Annotated in this window: 16 protein-coding genes and 2 pseudogenes; 7 read left to right on the forward strand and 11 right to left on the reverse strand. The window is 55.8% G+C overall.

Annotation, left to right across the window (positions count from 1 at the left end; all coding sequences use genetic code 11):
• Positions 1–31: 31 nt before the first annotated feature.
• Positions 32–901, forward strand: coding sequence for an AraC family transcriptional regulator (locus HU760_RS16610; RefSeq protein WP_186678483.1), 870 nt, complete (start codon positions 32–34; stop codon positions 899–901).
• A gap of 230 nt (positions 902–1,131) precedes the next feature.
• Here HU760_RS16610 and HU760_RS16615 read toward each other — a convergent pair whose 3' ends face one another.
• The gene (locus HU760_RS16615) at positions 1,132–1,914 is read right to left on the reverse strand and encodes a hypothetical protein (RefSeq protein WP_186678486.1); all 783 of its coding nucleotides are present in this window, start codon (positions 1,912–1,914) and stop codon (positions 1,132–1,134) included.
• A 74-nt stretch (positions 1,915–1,988) separates the two neighbouring features.
• A complete protein-coding gene (locus HU760_RS16620) occupies positions 1,989–2,759 on the reverse strand; it encodes a hypothetical protein (RefSeq protein WP_186678488.1) in 771 nt (256 codons plus the stop codon).
• A 386-nt stretch (positions 2,760–3,145) separates the two neighbouring features.
• Between HU760_RS16620 and HU760_RS16625 the strand changes: the two are divergent.
• Positions 3,146–3,244, forward strand: a pseudogene (locus tag HU760_RS16625) (IS5/IS1182 family transposase); the annotation flags it as partial.
• Between the two features lie 99 nt (positions 3,245–3,343).
• On the opposite strand, the pseudogene HU760_RS24500 reads toward HU760_RS16625, so the two are convergent.
• Positions 3,344–3,708, reverse strand: a pseudogene (locus tag HU760_RS24500) (lysis protein); the annotation flags it as partial.
• 163 nt (positions 3,709–3,871) lie between these two features.
• Complete coding sequence (locus HU760_RS16630; RefSeq protein ID WP_186678492.1) at positions 3,872–4,303, reverse strand: hypothetical protein; 432 nt, start codon at positions 4,301–4,303, stop codon at positions 3,872–3,874.
• Between the two features lie 400 nt (positions 4,304–4,703).
• On the opposite strand from HU760_RS16630, the gene HU760_RS24760 reads away from it, so the two are divergent.
• Both HU760_RS24760 and HU760_RS16640 read left to right on the forward strand, forming a co-directional pair.
• Positions 4,704–5,132, forward strand: a complete 429-nt coding sequence (locus tag HU760_RS24760; protein ID WP_186678493.1) for a hypothetical protein — start codon at positions 4,704–4,706, stop codon at positions 5,130–5,132.
• Positions 5,133–5,468: 336 nt separating this feature from the next.
• Positions 5,469–6,221 (forward strand): ankyrin repeat domain-containing protein, encoded by a 753-nt coding sequence (locus HU760_RS16640; protein ID WP_186678495.1) that lies wholly within the window; start codon positions 5,469–5,471, stop codon positions 6,219–6,221.
• A gap of 258 nt (positions 6,222–6,479) precedes the next feature.
• Here the strand turns inward: HU760_RS16640 and HU760_RS24605 are convergent, their stop codons facing one another.
• Entirely contained in the window at positions 6,480–7,757 is a 1,278-nt protein-coding gene (locus HU760_RS24605) for an SDH family Clp fold serine proteinase (protein ID WP_186678498.1), read from the reverse strand.
• 101 nt (positions 7,758–7,858) lie between these two features.
• Between HU760_RS24605 and HU760_RS16650 the strand changes: the two genes are divergently transcribed.
• Both HU760_RS16650 and HU760_RS16655 read left to right on the forward strand, forming a co-directional pair.
• A complete protein-coding gene (locus tag HU760_RS16650; RefSeq protein WP_186678503.1) occupies positions 7,859–8,074 on the forward strand; it encodes a ribbon-helix-helix protein, CopG family in 216 nt (71 codons plus the stop codon).
• 769 nt (positions 8,075–8,843) lie between these two features.
• Positions 8,844–9,050, forward strand: a complete 207-nt coding sequence (locus HU760_RS16655; RefSeq protein WP_186678505.1) for a hypothetical protein — start codon at positions 8,844–8,846, stop codon at positions 9,048–9,050.
• A gap of 61 nt (positions 9,051–9,111) precedes the next feature.
• Here HU760_RS16655 and HU760_RS16660 read toward each other — a convergent pair whose 3' ends face one another.
• The 3 genes from HU760_RS16660 to HU760_RS16670 form a co-directional block, all read right to left on the reverse strand.
• Positions 9,112–9,708 (reverse strand): hypothetical protein, encoded by a 597-nt coding sequence (locus tag HU760_RS16660; protein WP_186678507.1) that lies wholly within the window; start codon positions 9,706–9,708, stop codon positions 9,112–9,114.
• A 72-nt stretch (positions 9,709–9,780) separates the two neighbouring features.
• Positions 9,781–11,052: a translesion error-prone DNA polymerase V subunit UmuC gene (gene umuC, locus HU760_RS16665; RefSeq protein ID WP_186678514.1), complete on the reverse strand. Its 1,272-nt coding sequence runs from the start codon at positions 11,050–11,052 to the stop codon at positions 9,781–9,783.
• Positions 11,042–11,470, reverse strand: coding sequence for a LexA family protein (locus HU760_RS16670; RefSeq protein ID WP_186678516.1), 429 nt, complete (start codon positions 11,468–11,470; stop codon positions 11,042–11,044). The genes umuC and HU760_RS16670 overlap by 11 nt, the downstream gene beginning before the upstream one ends.
• A gap of 102 nt (positions 11,471–11,572) precedes the next feature.
• Here HU760_RS16670 and HU760_RS16675 point away from each other — a divergent pair, with 102 nt between their 5' ends.
• On the forward strand, positions 11,573–12,280 hold the full coding sequence (locus tag HU760_RS16675) for an SOS response-associated peptidase family protein (protein WP_186678523.1): 708 nt from the start codon (positions 11,573–11,575) through the stop codon (positions 12,278–12,280).
• Here the strand turns inward: HU760_RS16675 and HU760_RS16680 are convergent.
• From HU760_RS16680 to HU760_RS16690, 3 genes are all read right to left on the reverse strand, one after another.
• Positions 12,263–13,057, reverse strand: coding sequence for a DNA adenine methylase (locus tag HU760_RS16680; RefSeq protein ID WP_161750978.1), 795 nt, complete (start codon positions 13,055–13,057; stop codon positions 12,263–12,265). The two genes, HU760_RS16675 and HU760_RS16680, sit on opposite strands and share 18 nt — an antisense overlap.
• A 151-nt stretch (positions 13,058–13,208) precedes the next feature.
• A complete protein-coding gene (locus HU760_RS16685; protein ID WP_186678525.1) occupies positions 13,209–13,769 on the reverse strand; it encodes a lysis system spanin subunit in 561 nt (186 codons plus the stop codon).
• Positions 13,766–14,317, reverse strand: a complete 552-nt coding sequence (locus tag HU760_RS16690; RefSeq protein ID WP_186678528.1) for a glycoside hydrolase family 19 protein — start codon at positions 14,315–14,317, stop codon at positions 13,766–13,768. Before HU760_RS16690 ends, HU760_RS16685 begins: the two co-directional genes overlap by 4 nt.
• Between the last annotated feature and the right edge of the window lie 22 nt (positions 14,318–14,339).

The raw sequence follows: 14,339 nt of genomic DNA on the forward strand, positions 1-14,339 counted from the left end.
GCGCCCACCGCACCTCCGGAGACATCGTTCGTTGACTGACCAACAGCACGGCCATGCTTACGCAAAACGGTTCGAGGCCGTGCTTGCCTATATCGACAGCCATCTTGAAGGTGACCTGTCGGTAGCGGCCTTGAGCCGGATCGCCCACTTCTCGGCGTTTCACTTTCATCGGCAGTTTTCGGCGTACATGGGCGTGCCGGTTTCTCGGTATGTGCAACTGATGCGTCTGCGGCGCGCGGCCCATCAGTTGGCCGCCTCGCCTGCCACTTCGGTACTGGAAGCCGCGTCGGCGGCCGGGTTCGAAAGCCCCGAGGCCTTTGCAAGGGCGTTCCGGCGAGCCTTCGGCATGACACCGAGCGTGTTCGCCAAGGCCCCTAACTGGCACACCTGGAGTGCGGTATTCGTTGTTCCCCAGTTATCCAGGAGTATTACCATGCAGATACGTATCGTGGACTTTGCCGAAACCCGTGTGGCCGCGCTCGAACACCGCGGCGCGCCGGCCAGCGTCGGCGACAGCGTCGCGCGTTTTCGCCAGTGGCGCCTGCAGAGTGGCCAGTCACCGGTGGCCAGCAGCCGCACCTTCGGCATTCCGTACGACAACCCGGACACCACCCCGGCGCAGGATTTTCGCTTCGCGATTTGCGGGGAGATTGACGGGGCCTTGCTGGCCAATGATCTTGGAGTGCATGAGCTGACCTTGCCGGCAGGGCGCTGTGCGGTTGTTCGCCATCGTGGGTCGCCGGACTACATCGGCGAGACGATCTATCCGCTGTATCGGGACTGGTTGCCGTCGAGTAATGAAGAGCTGCGTGACCACCCGTTGTTCTTTCATTACTTGAGCGTGTATCCGGATACACCGGTGGAGCAGTGGGAGACGGATGTTTACGTTCCGCTGAAATAGGTTGGGGGTTGAGGAGCTTGAAGGCCGACCACCACTCATCCAGACGCATGGCTGGGCCAAGCCCATCCAGCGAGATGACTGGAAAGCTCACAGGCTCTGTACGAAGTGTATCTGCACTCGCCCATACTGCGTTGAAACGGGGCTCGGAACGCTCATGTCCTCCAGCACACTCCGCTTCCTCCCCCGTTTCGCCTTGTTCGGCCTTCGCACAGACACAATTCATACAGCCCCTAGATTTCCAGCTCCTGGATGAACCGTTTGGCACCGGCATGGCGAGGGCCCGCGAGGGAGCACACCTCGGTTGACACCGGGATGATGTTCTCGCGGATATTTTCAGGCCCCAACTTTTCAATAACGCTCTGTCGGATGCCGGCGTAACTCGACTCCAGCAATTTCGCATCAAACGAACTTACACTGACATTTCCCCGTAACTGGCTGACTAGAAACTTCTGGTTAAACACATCACTCTCTATGTCAGCCAAGGTTGTAAAGTAGACACTGCAAACCGATATTTTATCTCCACCTTGCACCACGCTGACCTGCAGGTTGATGGACGAGATGGGATGCGGTCGGGCTGCTGAATCCGAGACGTCGGATTTGTAAGTGACCTGGGTCTTTGCACGGTACAAACGTGCAGCATCACTCGCTTCCGATTGTTCCTCCAAACGTTCGATACTGTCATCGAATTGCAGCGCAACCTCATGATCCAGTGTTTTATAGAACGTTTTTTCCAGTACTTCCTTTATCGTTATACTGCGAACCAGAGGCGGTATGTTGAAACTGACCGTCCCCGAACTTATGATTCTCCAGAACACCTTGCCCAATGCGTTCCTGTAGAAATCCAGCCAGGCGGGCGGATCAACAAACCGCGCGCCTTGATTCTTGTCCGCCGCCAATTGGCAGAGCAAATTGGAATTGGCAAAATCTTCGAATACCCCTGGGTCAACGAGCTTGGGCATTGCAGACAGCAGGTTACCCGAAACCACATAAACTTCATCGACTGATAACGCCATGACCGTTCCTCCGTGAACCTATCCTGTGCAAAGCCAGTGGGGCCAGCCTCGAACACCAGCCCCACTGTGGTCAGTCAGATATCAAGACCATCGATAAAATCTTCAGCATTTTTGCCCAGCTTCTGGATCACCGACTCACGCACGCGCGCGTACACCGATTCATTGAGCACCGTCTGCTGCGCAGCGCGATACATCCAGGCCGTGGTCTTGCTCCAGCTCCAGAACAGGAAGCTACCCTTCTGCACGGTGGTGCTGGCGTTGACCGCGGTCAGCACCATGACCACGTTGCCATCGCGGTCCTGCATGACCGGAAGGATCTGGAACGTGCCGATGTCATCGCGAGTGGTGGTACTGTCGAACAGCTTCAGCGCACCCTGATTCTTCGGATTGCTCTCCAGAGCCGCGAAGGTTTTCTGGGTGACCTTGTACACAGCACTGTCAGCCCCTACAACCGCAGCGATCACCTCCAGCACCACTTCATCCATGGTGACATTAGTGTTACGCGGGTTGTATTGCTGGTACAACGAACTGACGCGCCCCCAGCCCAGGTTGGCCAAACCGTCGGTGTAGAACTTGAACCACTGCTCCCGCTGCGTATCGGGGTTGTATTTCTTGTCGGCCGCCAGTTGCATCAGCAGCGTACTGTTTTGCACATCCTCCCGCGCTTGCTGCTCCAATCCGGTAACGAACGATGTGATGCTACCGCGCACCACTGCCGCTCCTTCTTCTTCACTCTTGGCGCGAACCGCCGCTTTGCGTGCCCGAGCAACAGTCCTGGTGGACTCAGGAATATCCAGCGATTGAACCCAGGCGATCAGCTGATCATGATCAGTAATAGAACCCATGATGACACTCCTTGTAATTTCAAAGGTTATGTTGAGCTTTCTTTGGTGCGCACAAAGCCTGGAATCGGGAGCAATCACTCTTACCTGAATGATGGACAACCCAATAACCAGAGTTTGATTTCAATCCATTGGACGCGCTGCGCCTTATACCTGAACAGAATGACGGCGAACCACGTGTGATCTGACAGACATGAGACAAATCTGTCGATATAAAGAGAGGATTTCATATGTCCACTCCATGGAATGACATGCATACGGTGCGGATTCCTTCCGCCGCGATACTGCATAAACAGTAAAGTCGCGAAAAAATTCAGCGTCAAGGGAAATACTGAAAAAGAGTTCCATAGTCAGCTAAGATAATCGATCCCGTAGGGCTGAGGCAGAACCGCCGCCCGGATACACGCTACTGCAAGCTGGCGGAAAGTTTTGGCGCATTGGTCACGCGGGCTTGCTGGTGCCGGTGTCTACGACATTACAGCGCCTAGTATGCAAGTCATTACTGAATAATCAGGTGTTAGGCTCGCCGCGCTTTTCTGCGGGGTCGACGGGCCTGATGTTGATGCATCTACTAGGCTCGCCTCTTTTCACTTGGTGACTGCGCAGACATAGGCCTGGCAGGCCTGCAGCGCGATCAGCCCCCGCTCGCCTTCGTCGGTGATGGCGACAATTCATTGAGCATGCGCTCGGTCAAGTTGGGCGCGTACGGCGGTCACCACCCTGGCCGGCAAAGACTCCGGTGTGGACAAGGACTGACAACCGCGGATCAGCGGTAGCAAGCCGATCACGCAGACGAGTCTGAGCTTGTTGAGCGTCGTTCATTTCCTTCCAGTGCGTTTTGTTCTGATCCTGCAGGCGAGCCTCCAGGACGCGACGCGCATGCTGCTGCTCTGCCAGTTGGTTGAGCGCAGCCGCACGCCTCCTCACGTTCACGGCCGTGCAGGCGGTCCTCCCAGCGGTTATAGATGGCCAGGCTCCGGCTCTCCACCATGAATCTGCGCCCTGCGCAGAACAGGGATTGCGTTATGCGCAGAGTTGGATTTGCGTCAAGCGCAAAAAATTTCTAGCGGGCAAAGAAATCCCGCTCGGGGCGGATCGTTTTTCGGAACTGCTTTCTATGTGCAATCACTCATACCGATCTTGAAGCGGTATACCTCTTTGCCGCGCTCGTCATGATAGACGTAGTTGTACACTACGCCCATGCTCAGAGTTTTTGCCATCGGCTGCTTGGACATGGTACACACAGTTTCGAGAACATCAGCCTTCCACGCAGCTAAGTCGGCAGACGCGCCCCACTCATCGAATTTCGCAAGCTCGTAGTGGACGATCACGTTGCTACCTGGCCCTTGCTCGGCTCGAACCAAGGTGGCGAATTCATCGATCTTCATTGGGGCCTTGGTGTTTATAAGCTGAATACCCTTTGTCATGGCGGCCTTAAGAAGTTCGTCCTGGTCAGGCTCGGCGAAATAGCCTCCTACCCCCTTGCCTAGGGCAATGGCAACTCCTCCGATCAGCAAAACTCCAACCCAATGCAGCGGCTTCTTCAATTTCCTTATCATCGAGTCCCCCATCAAAGCTCAGTCATCTTCGTGTCGATCATGCGCCCAATGAAACGGCAGTTTCCCACACCTTAATCAGCTTTTCAGCCAGGGCGGTGGAGGCCTTCTGAGCAACGCGCTCGATCGGGGAGAGGCTTCCCGAGTCAACGCGGTCGCCCATGACAGCCAGGCAAGCCGTTACATCGGCCAGCGCCCAGTTGCAGAGAGTCGTGCTCGTTTCATATTGCTCCCACTCGCGGGCGGCACGAGTCTGGATCCCCTACCAGGCAGAAGGTCCGCTCGCTCGTTGATCGCCTGATCAGCATCGGCGCTGTAAGCCCCATTGGACCCTTGGTTTTTCAGCTGCCACACGCGGCATGGGATGGTTAGTCCAAACGATCAGCAACCGATGAACAACCAGATCAGCAACCACAGCGGTGTGGCACCAGACGTCGTTACCGTACTTCTGGCCGAGGTTCTTTATGTCGGTAATCAGCGCGGTCTGCTCCTGCTCGTTGAGCGCATCCCAGCGAATCCGTGTGATCTATTCCTGGCGGCGGGTGGAGAACAGCGCGAACAGCACCAGCTCGGCCTCGCGCTTCCTGATCCAGGCCTGCGCTGTCGCCTTCCGGTCGAACGTCTGGCTTTCCTGATAAACTGCCTTCCCTTCCTCCATAATGCGGATCTGGGCGGTGAAGCCAGAAGACCCGTCCTTGCGCTTGCGCTGCGTGATGGCTCCCATGATTTGCTACACGGCTGTTTGCGATTGCTGCATTGCAGCAGCCGCAGTAGCAAAACCGGCAAGAACCGGAACGAAGCGGCAACAATCAGAGATTGAGAAATGCAACAGAAACAAGCAGAAAACCCGGCAACCCCAGGCGATACGGTAGTCAGGAGATTTTCTGTCGCGCCGATGATGGATTGGGCTGGTTCTTCACCCGACCCAGCGTTTACAGGCGTTTCATCCTAAGCCAACGATTTTCGTACCAATTTCGTACCAACCATTTTTCCATTCGGCCTAACTGGGACACTTTTAGATGAACTCTCTGATGCTGCTATCGGCCTGCGCTTTTTGGTAATGCGTCATCGCGTCGGCTGCGTCGGCACACATGAGGTGTTTCAGGAGTGCGTGTAAAAGCTGTGGGTTCTGGAGTGCAACGCGTGGTGGTAGCATATGGCCACCTATTTCAGCGCCGAGTGCATAATGGCAAGTGTTTTCGTTATACGGATCCCTGGGTGGAGAACTTTCGTTTTCACTATTCCTGAAAACTGGAACTCTTACCATTTGAACCATTGGTTTCGCCGAACCATTCGTTCTCGACTTTTTCAAGAGATCGAACTTGGCAATCACCAAGCCGCGTTGCAGTTGGCGCAGCCGTGGAGGTTGCGTTATTTGCGTGGCGAATGGGGAGAATCCGCTGTCCGTTGTGCCATCGGCTACAATCAATCCGCCCTGGCTGTGGAGCTAGTGCGACGTGGCGGGATGTATGCCGAGGATGGCACCTTGGCGCTAGCGGCGATGAATGGTGACCTGACAGTGGTCGAAGCGCTGTTATCAGCCGGGAAGCATCCGGACGAACCCTTCAAGGACCCGCTTTACCATGGAATGACACCCTTGATGTGGGCGGCCAGCAGACATCACCCCGAGATCATGGAGCGCCTGTTGCAGGCGGGAGCCGATATTGACGCTGTCGACCGTCACGGGCGTTCAGCGGCAAGACATGTAACTACTTTGGGCGGTACTTCTCTGGAGGCGCTGAAGGTTTTACTGCGCCACAAACCTGAAATCCTATGGACTGAGATGTGGAGCGGAATCGATGTCCTGAATGCCGTACGACGTTATCGGGACAACCGTGACCCGGATGCGCTGCAATTCATGACGCGCAAGTTTCCCGAACTGGACATGGACCAGTACCTAGACAGCTAGGGCTCTAGCTTTATTTAGCGGGCTGGATGCCGTCGTATCGCCTAGACGGGATGACCTAATTGTGATGGGTAGCGCTGACCTGGACGCCTCACAACTGCCCTCGCTAGCGAAATGGTGGGCCTGCGCCGTAGCTCCTACCATACGCTACGAGCAAGAGGCGGACCTTCCCAGCACCCGCTAGCATCCATCTCATCGAGGATGCGCTATGCCAAGCTCCATCTGGCGGATCGGGCAGCCCCATAACAGAAGGACGGTAGCCTACTTCTTTTCCTGGGATGCGGTTTTATCAAGAGTGCGCAGATGAAACCGACGCCCCATTGCGACGACCTTCTTAGCTCGCCCCTTTACACTAAGCGAGAACTCAGCCAGTTCAATAAACCTATGGACCTCATGGCATGCATGATAAATATCAGTCTCTGACTTAACCACCTCTTTAGATAGCAGCTTCTGAGCCTCCTCTACATCAATAACAAAGTTGTGATCTTTATAGTGATTTGTAAAGTAACTTGCCAGATCCCTTACACGCTCCGCCCCTTCGGTTTCCTCAATTTTCGATTCTAGTAATCGCATCGCATATTGAGTTGATGACTCAGTTATACGATCGTAGTGGCCCAAATCTTGAATATTCAAGCCGCTATCTTTTAAATACCGAGCGAGCATATCGCTGGCCCCTGGATACAACTGGGCAATCTGTGCAATTTTTTCTAAAGCGCTCGAAAACGCCAGCGCTGGATAGTCATTGATTTGCGGATCGATAGGGCCTAGCTCACTCATAGCCCCCATGTGAATCTCGTCAGCGCCAAGCGCAAACAGCGTAGCTGCTGATTTAGCCTCCGCCGGAACCACCACAAAAAACTTGTCCTTCTTGAAACGATTGCACAGCTTACTCATAAGATAAGCCGGTTCAACCTTACCCCCAACGCTCTTCAACACGACCAGCACGTCTTTATTTTTCTTACATATTGACAAGCCCTGATACATGGCGCTCGCATGAGTACGATTAAGAGGAGCATGATCATAAATGAACATGACCTCAAACTTATCGAGAACATCATGTTCACTCACAATTTCCGAGATTTCTTTCTCGATCATTGCGAGTAGAAGCTCATCAGTTGGCGCCTTCTCGACCAATTCTGAAACGTAAGACAAGTTACGAATCTTGCGCTCAGATTTAGGCTCAGGCTTGGGTGTCGGAACCGGGTCAATTCGATTGGCGACATCATCCTCAGCGCCATCAGATTGACGCGAGCGAATGGTCTTCAAAAACTCAAAAATGGCTGCGCTGGACACCGGCATCCGAAGATGGGTCAAGGAGTCACCATCAGAACCAGGCGTCTCCCCCTTGTCATCATCACTGGCGATACCCTCCTCCGGCTCCGCGTAAGCAGGGGACTCGACGAGTGACTCCAGTCCGTCAGCAGGAGGGAACTCCCCAGAACCCCCAACTGTCTTCTCTGGCATAGGATCTGTCTGCGCAGGATCTCGAGGCGGAAGTGGCTCGCTTTTTGCATCCCCAGATTCAATTTCGCTAGCCACTTACCCGGTTCCTTGTCAAATTGATTGCAAAATCACCAAAAATGCACCATGATGGTGTCACTGCGATCTGCTATTTTGCCGCGTCTAAAGGAGAAATTCAAATGTCTAGAATGAGCGTAAACCTGTCGCCAGAAATGGAAGCATTGGTCGAGGCGACTGCTAGAAAAGAGAAAATCTCAAAGAATGAAGTCATCCGACGCGCATTCGCCTTATTCAATCTTGCAGAGAATGAAAAGAGCAAAGGTCGTTTCTTAGCTGTCGCAAAAGAAAACGAGCAAGATGAAGTCGAAATCGTGGGCAGGATTCTCGGATTATAATACATGCCTAAAAGCCATGAAGAGTTCTCTCTAGCCGCACAAGACGTGGGCAACTTCAATATTAGCGAGGCTAAGATCGGGCTCGCAAAGTCGATCTTGCTTGTTTTGGCTCTATTCGTAGCCGCTGTTTTCGCATCAGCATTTGTAGCCGACGGAGAACTAACGTCTCGCGGAGAGAAAATCATAGACAACGTTCTGCAGAGTATTATTCCAATCGTCTCAATGGTGATTGGCTACTACTTTGCAAAGGATTAGTAATGGCTACTTTTATAGTTTGCTGTCAGGCAACAATCCCTGAACTTCTCCAAGGGGTGGAGATAGTACTCAGCACATACGGAGATCACGTGCAAATCACCGAGAACTTATGGGCAGTCGTCACAGACAGAGAACCTAAGTTTTTGCGAGACGAGCTGAAGAATTTAGTTGAAAGCCAAGGCAGCGACGGCCGGGTTTTCATCGTTCAATCGGGACGAACTGCCGCTTGGAGCAAAAGCATTTGTCCGAACAAGTGGCTACTGGATAATTTGTAACTTCCTAGAGCCATTCGAAGCCACACACTCTGCTTGCGTTATAGTCACAACAGGAAGGCGCCAAACCCCGGACTACTGGGACTTAAGCGCCTTTTTGCCTTCCAGCACCAGAGTATGCATTGGGGTAAAATGGCGTATATTTGCCCCGATTTTGCCCCACACGCAACACCCAGTCGGCCTCACACGCCTTGGTATCGCCCTAATTTTGCCTTAAAAATTCTCGTACCTGGAGCAGGCGCATGGATGACCAAGCCTCGACCGTAGCTGACACCCTTGAGCTGTTGCATCTGAATCAGATTGCCATCAGAGCAGCTCTGGAGGAGCTCTCGCTATGGGTGAGCCATCGCGGCTCAGTTCACATACATGAAAACGTCATGGCCGCCTTAGCAACCCTCGACATCCACGCTGAAGCAATTTCATCTGGCATAGAACGCCTGCGGGGGTGAGCGAAAACTCAGCCAGCGACGGCTCTCAAATTTCGCCGCAGACAGAACACCCCCACCACTATCAACCGGCCATCACAAACGCCTTAATCGCTGCGCTGCACCCCAGATAAAACAACACGAATGAACCCAGGACTAACAGGGTGGCCAACCACCGCAGCGGTTCGGCGATCTTGTCGCCATACTTCCCCAGTTCACCTCCGAACGCAGCTTGGCAGATATAGGCCAAACCAGCGCCGATGCCAGTTAACATTACGCCCCCGATGAAGTATCCAAGTGAACCGGCAAAAAGCTCCTTAACGGCAGCACTCGGGAATCTTGACCAGGCCGTACCGAGGAATGCCAAAAACGCAACGGCCGCGCCACCGTTGATGAGTAAAGCGCTCTTAATAGCAAGGTGTGAGGTGCTAATTGTGGCGCGCAGCATTTCTAACCGGGTTTCATGATCGCGCTGATTGTTGTTCTGCCAATCCCCCAGGATTGACTTGAATCTTTCAAGGGCCTCCTGCGATCGGTCAACTCCATCCGGAGAATTCTGGTTATCCGCCTCGATGATGTCGATTAGTTTCGAAAGGCTATCAAGCGAAACCTCAGATAAGCCGTTCCGCCTAGCAGTAGCGATTTCCGCTCGGAGAATGGCGATCAGATCAGCGGTAACCATTGGTTTTCCTCACATGAGAGCTCACCACCAAATGATGTCTCTACACACAAAACCATACAAGCTCTGATCAACCTACCCCACCCGCCAAAGTTGGTCGATTCGAGTGGTATACGAACGGCTCATCATCTCGCGGCGCATCCCCCAATCGGGTGCGCGTGGGACGCTGGCCGAACGCATCGTTCCCCTGCCGTACTTCTCATTTATCGCGTCCAGCACCGACATCAGCCGGTCGCATGCCACCGGCTGCGTCACCGCGAACAAGTCATCGGTGAACTCGCCCGGCTGCCGCAGATCCATCAGTAGCACCTCGGCTTTGCTGTACCGATACCCTGGCCGGTAGACCTGCTCCACCGCCTCGGTGGCCGCCCTGGTGAGCAGCAACGTATCGTTGGTGGGATACGGCAGCTCCACCAACACGCCCTTGGCATACTTGGCTTCGTCCGGGTTGAACATGCCCGTGCGGATGCTCACTCGCATACGCTTGCACACAGAACCCTGCGCCCGGAGTTTCTCGGCCGCTCGGCCGGCATAGCTGGCCACCGCCTGTTTGATCGGCGCCAATTCAGTCAGGCGCTTGCCAAACATACGGCTGCAGCAAATCTCTTGCTTGGGCGGGGCAGCCTCCTCGAGTTCAAGGCACGGTGTGCCGGCGAGCTCTCTGGCTGTTTTCTCAACGACCACACTGAATTTCTGGCGCAGAGTCCACGGGTCCGTCTTGGCCAAGTCCATCGCCGTGCGAATTCCCATCGTCTCAAGGTGCGCCGTCATCCGCCGGCCGATCCCCCAGACTTCCTTGACCTCGGTGTTGCGCAACACCCAGTCCCGCTTGAACGGGTCGCAAATATCAACCACGCCTCCGGTCTGCGCCTGCAGGCGCTTCGCGGTATGGTTGGCCAGTTTTGCCAGTGTCTTGGTAGGGGCAATACCTACCCCTACCGGGATGCCGGTGCACTTGAGCACCTTGGCCCGCACCTGGCGGCCGAACTCGGTGAGACTGCCCTGGACCCCAGTCAGATCGGCAAAGCACTCATCAATCGAATACACCTCTGCGGCTGGCACCATCGACTCAATCAGCGACATGACGCGCTCGCTCATGTCTCCGTAAAGCGCATAATTTGATGAAAAGGCCACGATGCCATGCCGCTGCAGTGTGTCCCTGCATTGGAAATAAGGCGCGCCCATTTTGACGAACGGCTTCGCGTCGTATGACCTGGCGATCACGCAACCGTCGTTGTTGCTCAGAACCACGATGGGAGTCTTGGCCAGATCCGGCCGGAACACACGCTCACAGCTCGCATAGAACGAGTTGCAGTCAATCAGCGCGAACACTTGGTCACTGCGCATGGTCACGCACGCTGTAGCGGACCACACCCCAGATCACAAGGTCATCACCTTCCATCACATACCTCGGTGGATAGGCTGGGTTTTCAGATTGCAGTATCACCACACCGTTACCCCGGTATAGCCGCTTACAGACCGGCTCCGTGTTGATGGCCGCTATCACGATGTCACCGTGCTCGGCATCACGACTACGATCTACGATCAGCAAATCCCCGGAGTAAATGCCGGCGCCCTGCATGCTGTCGCCCTCAACCTGCACCAGGTACATATGCGGCGCCCGAAGATCGAAGAGCTCGTCCAGGGAAATGTGCCGCTCGAGGTGATCCGCCGCCGGCGACGGGAAGCCTGCAGGCACGCGGAACGAATACACCGGCAACTGCGTGGGGCCACCGATTGGCGTTCCCCAAAATGTGATGGACATGATGGACGGACTCGGAAAACTGTATAAACATACAGTTAACTGATAGATCGCGCTCCGGTCAATGTCTGAGCGAGAGGATCCCGATAAACGTTAGAGGTGAGTATGTGCGGAAGGTACTCGATCTACGAGGCAATGGATGTTTACCTCAGGCAGCTGGCACTCGATCTGGTGGTGATCAATGGCTATGACCATGATCGGATCAACCGCTATAACGTCGCGCCATCAACACGGGTCGAGCTGATCCGGCAGAACGCTGCAGGGCTTCGGGTGGATCGAGTCAAATGGGGATGGGCACCCTTTTGGGCGAAGGGGAAGCGTCCCGACCCGATTAATGCGAGGGCCGAGACGGTGATGACAGGGAAATTCTTTAGGGCGCTATGGCCAGTAGGCCGCGCTCTCGCACCGGCTAACGGCTGGTTCGAGTGGATACCCGACCCAGCCGATCCGAAGCGGAAACAGCCCTATTACATAGCGGCTGCAGACGATGAGCCGCTGTTCTTCGCAGCACTGGCTGAAGTGCATGAAGGGATCGAGCCCGACGACCGCGACGGGTTTGTGATTATCACCGCCGCAGCCGACCAAGGCATGGTCGATATCCATGACCGCAAGCCACTTGTCCTAAGGCCCGAGCTGGCCAGGGAATGGATAGATCCAACTACAACAGCAGCGCGCGCCGAAGAGATCGCACAGCTGGGCTGCCGCCCAGCCGGCGACTTCAAGTGGCATCCAGTGAGCAAGCTGGTTGGCAATGTGCGCAATCAGGGAGCAGAGCTCATCGAGCCTGTGCAGGTATCAGAACAGTTGCCCTAGCGGGGCTGGGTCCCAATTCATGATAACCAGTTCCCCCGTCACATCGGCCTTGCCCTGACGCTGGTTCGTATTGCTGTAGCGGATATCCAGACACTCGAAGTGGAAGCCGTCAAAGGCACGCCGAATGTCTGGATGGTCGTTGATGCTGACCATCACCCTGCCCTTGCAGCGCCGCATGAAGTCCGCCATGCGCTCGTACTCCTCGAAGGGGAAATCCACGCCGTAGCCGGCGGTCTGCCAATAAGGCGGGTCCATGTAGAAGAACGTGTGTGCTCGATCGTAGCGCTCGGCGCAGGCGAGCCAGGACAGGTTCTCGACGTAGGTGCCGGCGAGTCGCTGCCACGCGGCGGATAGGTTTTCCTCGATACGCAACAGATTGATGGCCGGCCCGGTGGTCGCGGTACCGAACGTCTGCCCGGTGACTTTGCCACCGAAAGCGTGCTGCTGCAGGTAGAAGAACCGGGCAGCACGTTGGATGTCCGTCAGCGTTTCGGGACGGGTCATCTTCTGCCATTCGAAGATCTGACGGGAACTGAGCGCCCACTTGAACTGGCGCACGAACTCCTCCAAGTGGTTCTGCACAACGCGGTAAAGAATGACCAGGTCACCGTTGAGATCGTTCAGCACCTCCACCGGGGCGGGCTGGGGACGCATGAAGTACAACGCGGCTCCGCCGGCGAAGACTTCGACATAGCATTCATGAGGGGGGAATAGAGGGATCAAGCGGTCGGCCAGGCGGCGTTTGCCACCCATCCAGGGGATGATTGGAGAGGTCATAGGTATGCAAGTCTTTACTGTATGGATAAACAGGTGTTAGGCTCGCCGCGCTTTGTGCACAAGGCAGAGGCCACGGCTGGACTTGCAGGAAGGGTCTGCGGGTTCGGCGGGCCGGGCTGGATGTTGGCGCATCCACCCGGCTCGCCTCTTTTCACTTGGTGACTTCGCGGACGTAGGCCTGGCAGGCCTGCAGCGCAATCAGTCCCCGGTCGCCTTCATCGGTGATGGCGACAATTCGTTGAGCATGCGCTCGGTCAAGTTGGGCGCGTACGGCGCCATGTACCACGCCTCCGGAGCCGGCGGCTTCTCGCATCCCACGGTCACAACCCTGGGCGGTAAGGGCTCCGGTGTCGACAAGGACTGACAGCCGCAAATCAGCGGTAGCAAGCCGGTCACGGAGACGAGCCTGAGCTTGTTGAGCATCGTTCATTTCCTTCCAGTGCGTGTTGTTCTGATCCTGCAGGCGAGCCTCCAGGGCGCGGCGCGCATCCTGCTGCTCTGCCAGTTGGTTGAGCGCAGCTGCAGCTGCCTCCTCACGTTCACGGCCGTGCAGGCGATCCTTTTCCGCCAGCTGCTTGCGGTGGTCGTCAGCCTGTTCGGCGAGCTGCTTCCCATAGGCGTTCGCCTGCCATACCCACGCTGCCCGGGCACCGATGGCGCAAGCGAGCGCCAAGGTCGCCACGGCGAACAGGCGACCGCCCCAGGCGATCACTGCAGCACCTCCAGGGCTCGCTTGTAGATGGCCATGCGATCATCCAGGCCGTTGGTACCGCCGTTGATCCGCTTCGTGATGGCCAGCATGTCGCCCTTGTCGGCCAGGCTGTTAAGCCCCTCCTTCTGCCAGAACCAGCCGGCCGACATCGATGCATAGACCGGATGCTCGAGCAGCTCCGGTGTATTGAGCAGACGGCTGTCACCGAACAGAGCCTCGCTGCAGGCTTCGTAGTTGAAGCGGCCTGTTACCTGGATGAGGCCACGACCTCGAAAGAACTGGCCATCTCCATCTGCGTCAGGCGTGTTGCCCAGACGCTGGGCCAGACGCCCGGTGTCGTACTTCGACAGGTACCTGTCATTGCCAAGCTCACGCACGTATTGCAGCTGGCCCGACTCATGCCCTATCTGGGCGAGGAAGGCAGCCATACGCAGGCGTGTGATGATGGCGAACTTACCCATGGTGGCGTTGAGGCCGGGAACAAAAACGCCGGCTTTCGGGCCGGCGTTCGGGTAGATCTTGTGTAGCTGTTGTACTGAGATAGCCATTCATTTCTCCGATTGCTGCCGC

Source organism: Pseudomonas oryzicola, from assembly GCF_014269185.2.
Classification (GTDB): domain Bacteria; phylum Pseudomonadota; class Gammaproteobacteria; order Pseudomonadales; family Pseudomonadaceae; genus Aquipseudomonas; species Aquipseudomonas oryzicola.

Coding starts and splice junctions, on each gene's coding strand:
- HU760_RS24760 (WP_186678493.1), top strand. CDS start 4,704: ATGAACAACCAGATCAGCAACCACAGCGGTGTGGCACCAGACGTCGTT.
- HU760_RS16680 (WP_161750978.1), bottom strand. CDS start 13,057: ATGACCTCTCCAATCATCCCCTGGATGGGTGGCAAACGCCGCCTGGCC.
- HU760_RS16620 (WP_186678488.1), bottom strand. CDS start 2,759: ATGGGTTCTATTACTGATCATGATCAGCTGATCGCCTGGGTTCAATCG.
- HU760_RS16690 (WP_186678528.1), bottom strand. CDS start 14,317: ATGGCTATCTCAGTACAACAGCTACACAAGATCTACCCGAACGCCGGC.
- HU760_RS16670 (WP_186678516.1), bottom strand. CDS start 11,470: ATGTCCATCACATTTTGGGGAACGCCAATCGGTGGCCCCACGCAGTTG.
- HU760_RS16650 (WP_186678503.1), top strand. CDS start 7,859: ATGTCTAGAATGAGCGTAAACCTGTCGCCAGAAATGGAAGCATTGGTC.
- umuC (WP_186678514.1), bottom strand. CDS start 11,052: ATGCGCAGTGACCAAGTGTTCGCGCTGATTGACTGCAACTCGTTCTAT.
- HU760_RS16640 (WP_186678495.1), top strand. CDS start 5,469: ATGGCCACCTATTTCAGCGCCGAGTGCATAATGGCAAGTGTTTTCGTT.
- HU760_RS16615 (WP_186678486.1), bottom strand. CDS start 1,914: ATGGCGTTATCAGTCGATGAAGTTTATGTGGTTTCGGGTAACCTGCTG.
- HU760_RS16675 (WP_186678523.1), top strand. CDS start 11,573: ATGTGCGGAAGGTACTCGATCTACGAGGCAATGGATGTTTACCTCAGG.
- HU760_RS16660 (WP_186678507.1), bottom strand. CDS start 9,708: ATGGTTACCGCTGATCTGATCGCCATTCTCCGAGCGGAAATCGCTACT.
- HU760_RS16655 (WP_186678505.1), top strand. CDS start 8,844: ATGGATGACCAAGCCTCGACCGTAGCTGACACCCTTGAGCTGTTGCAT.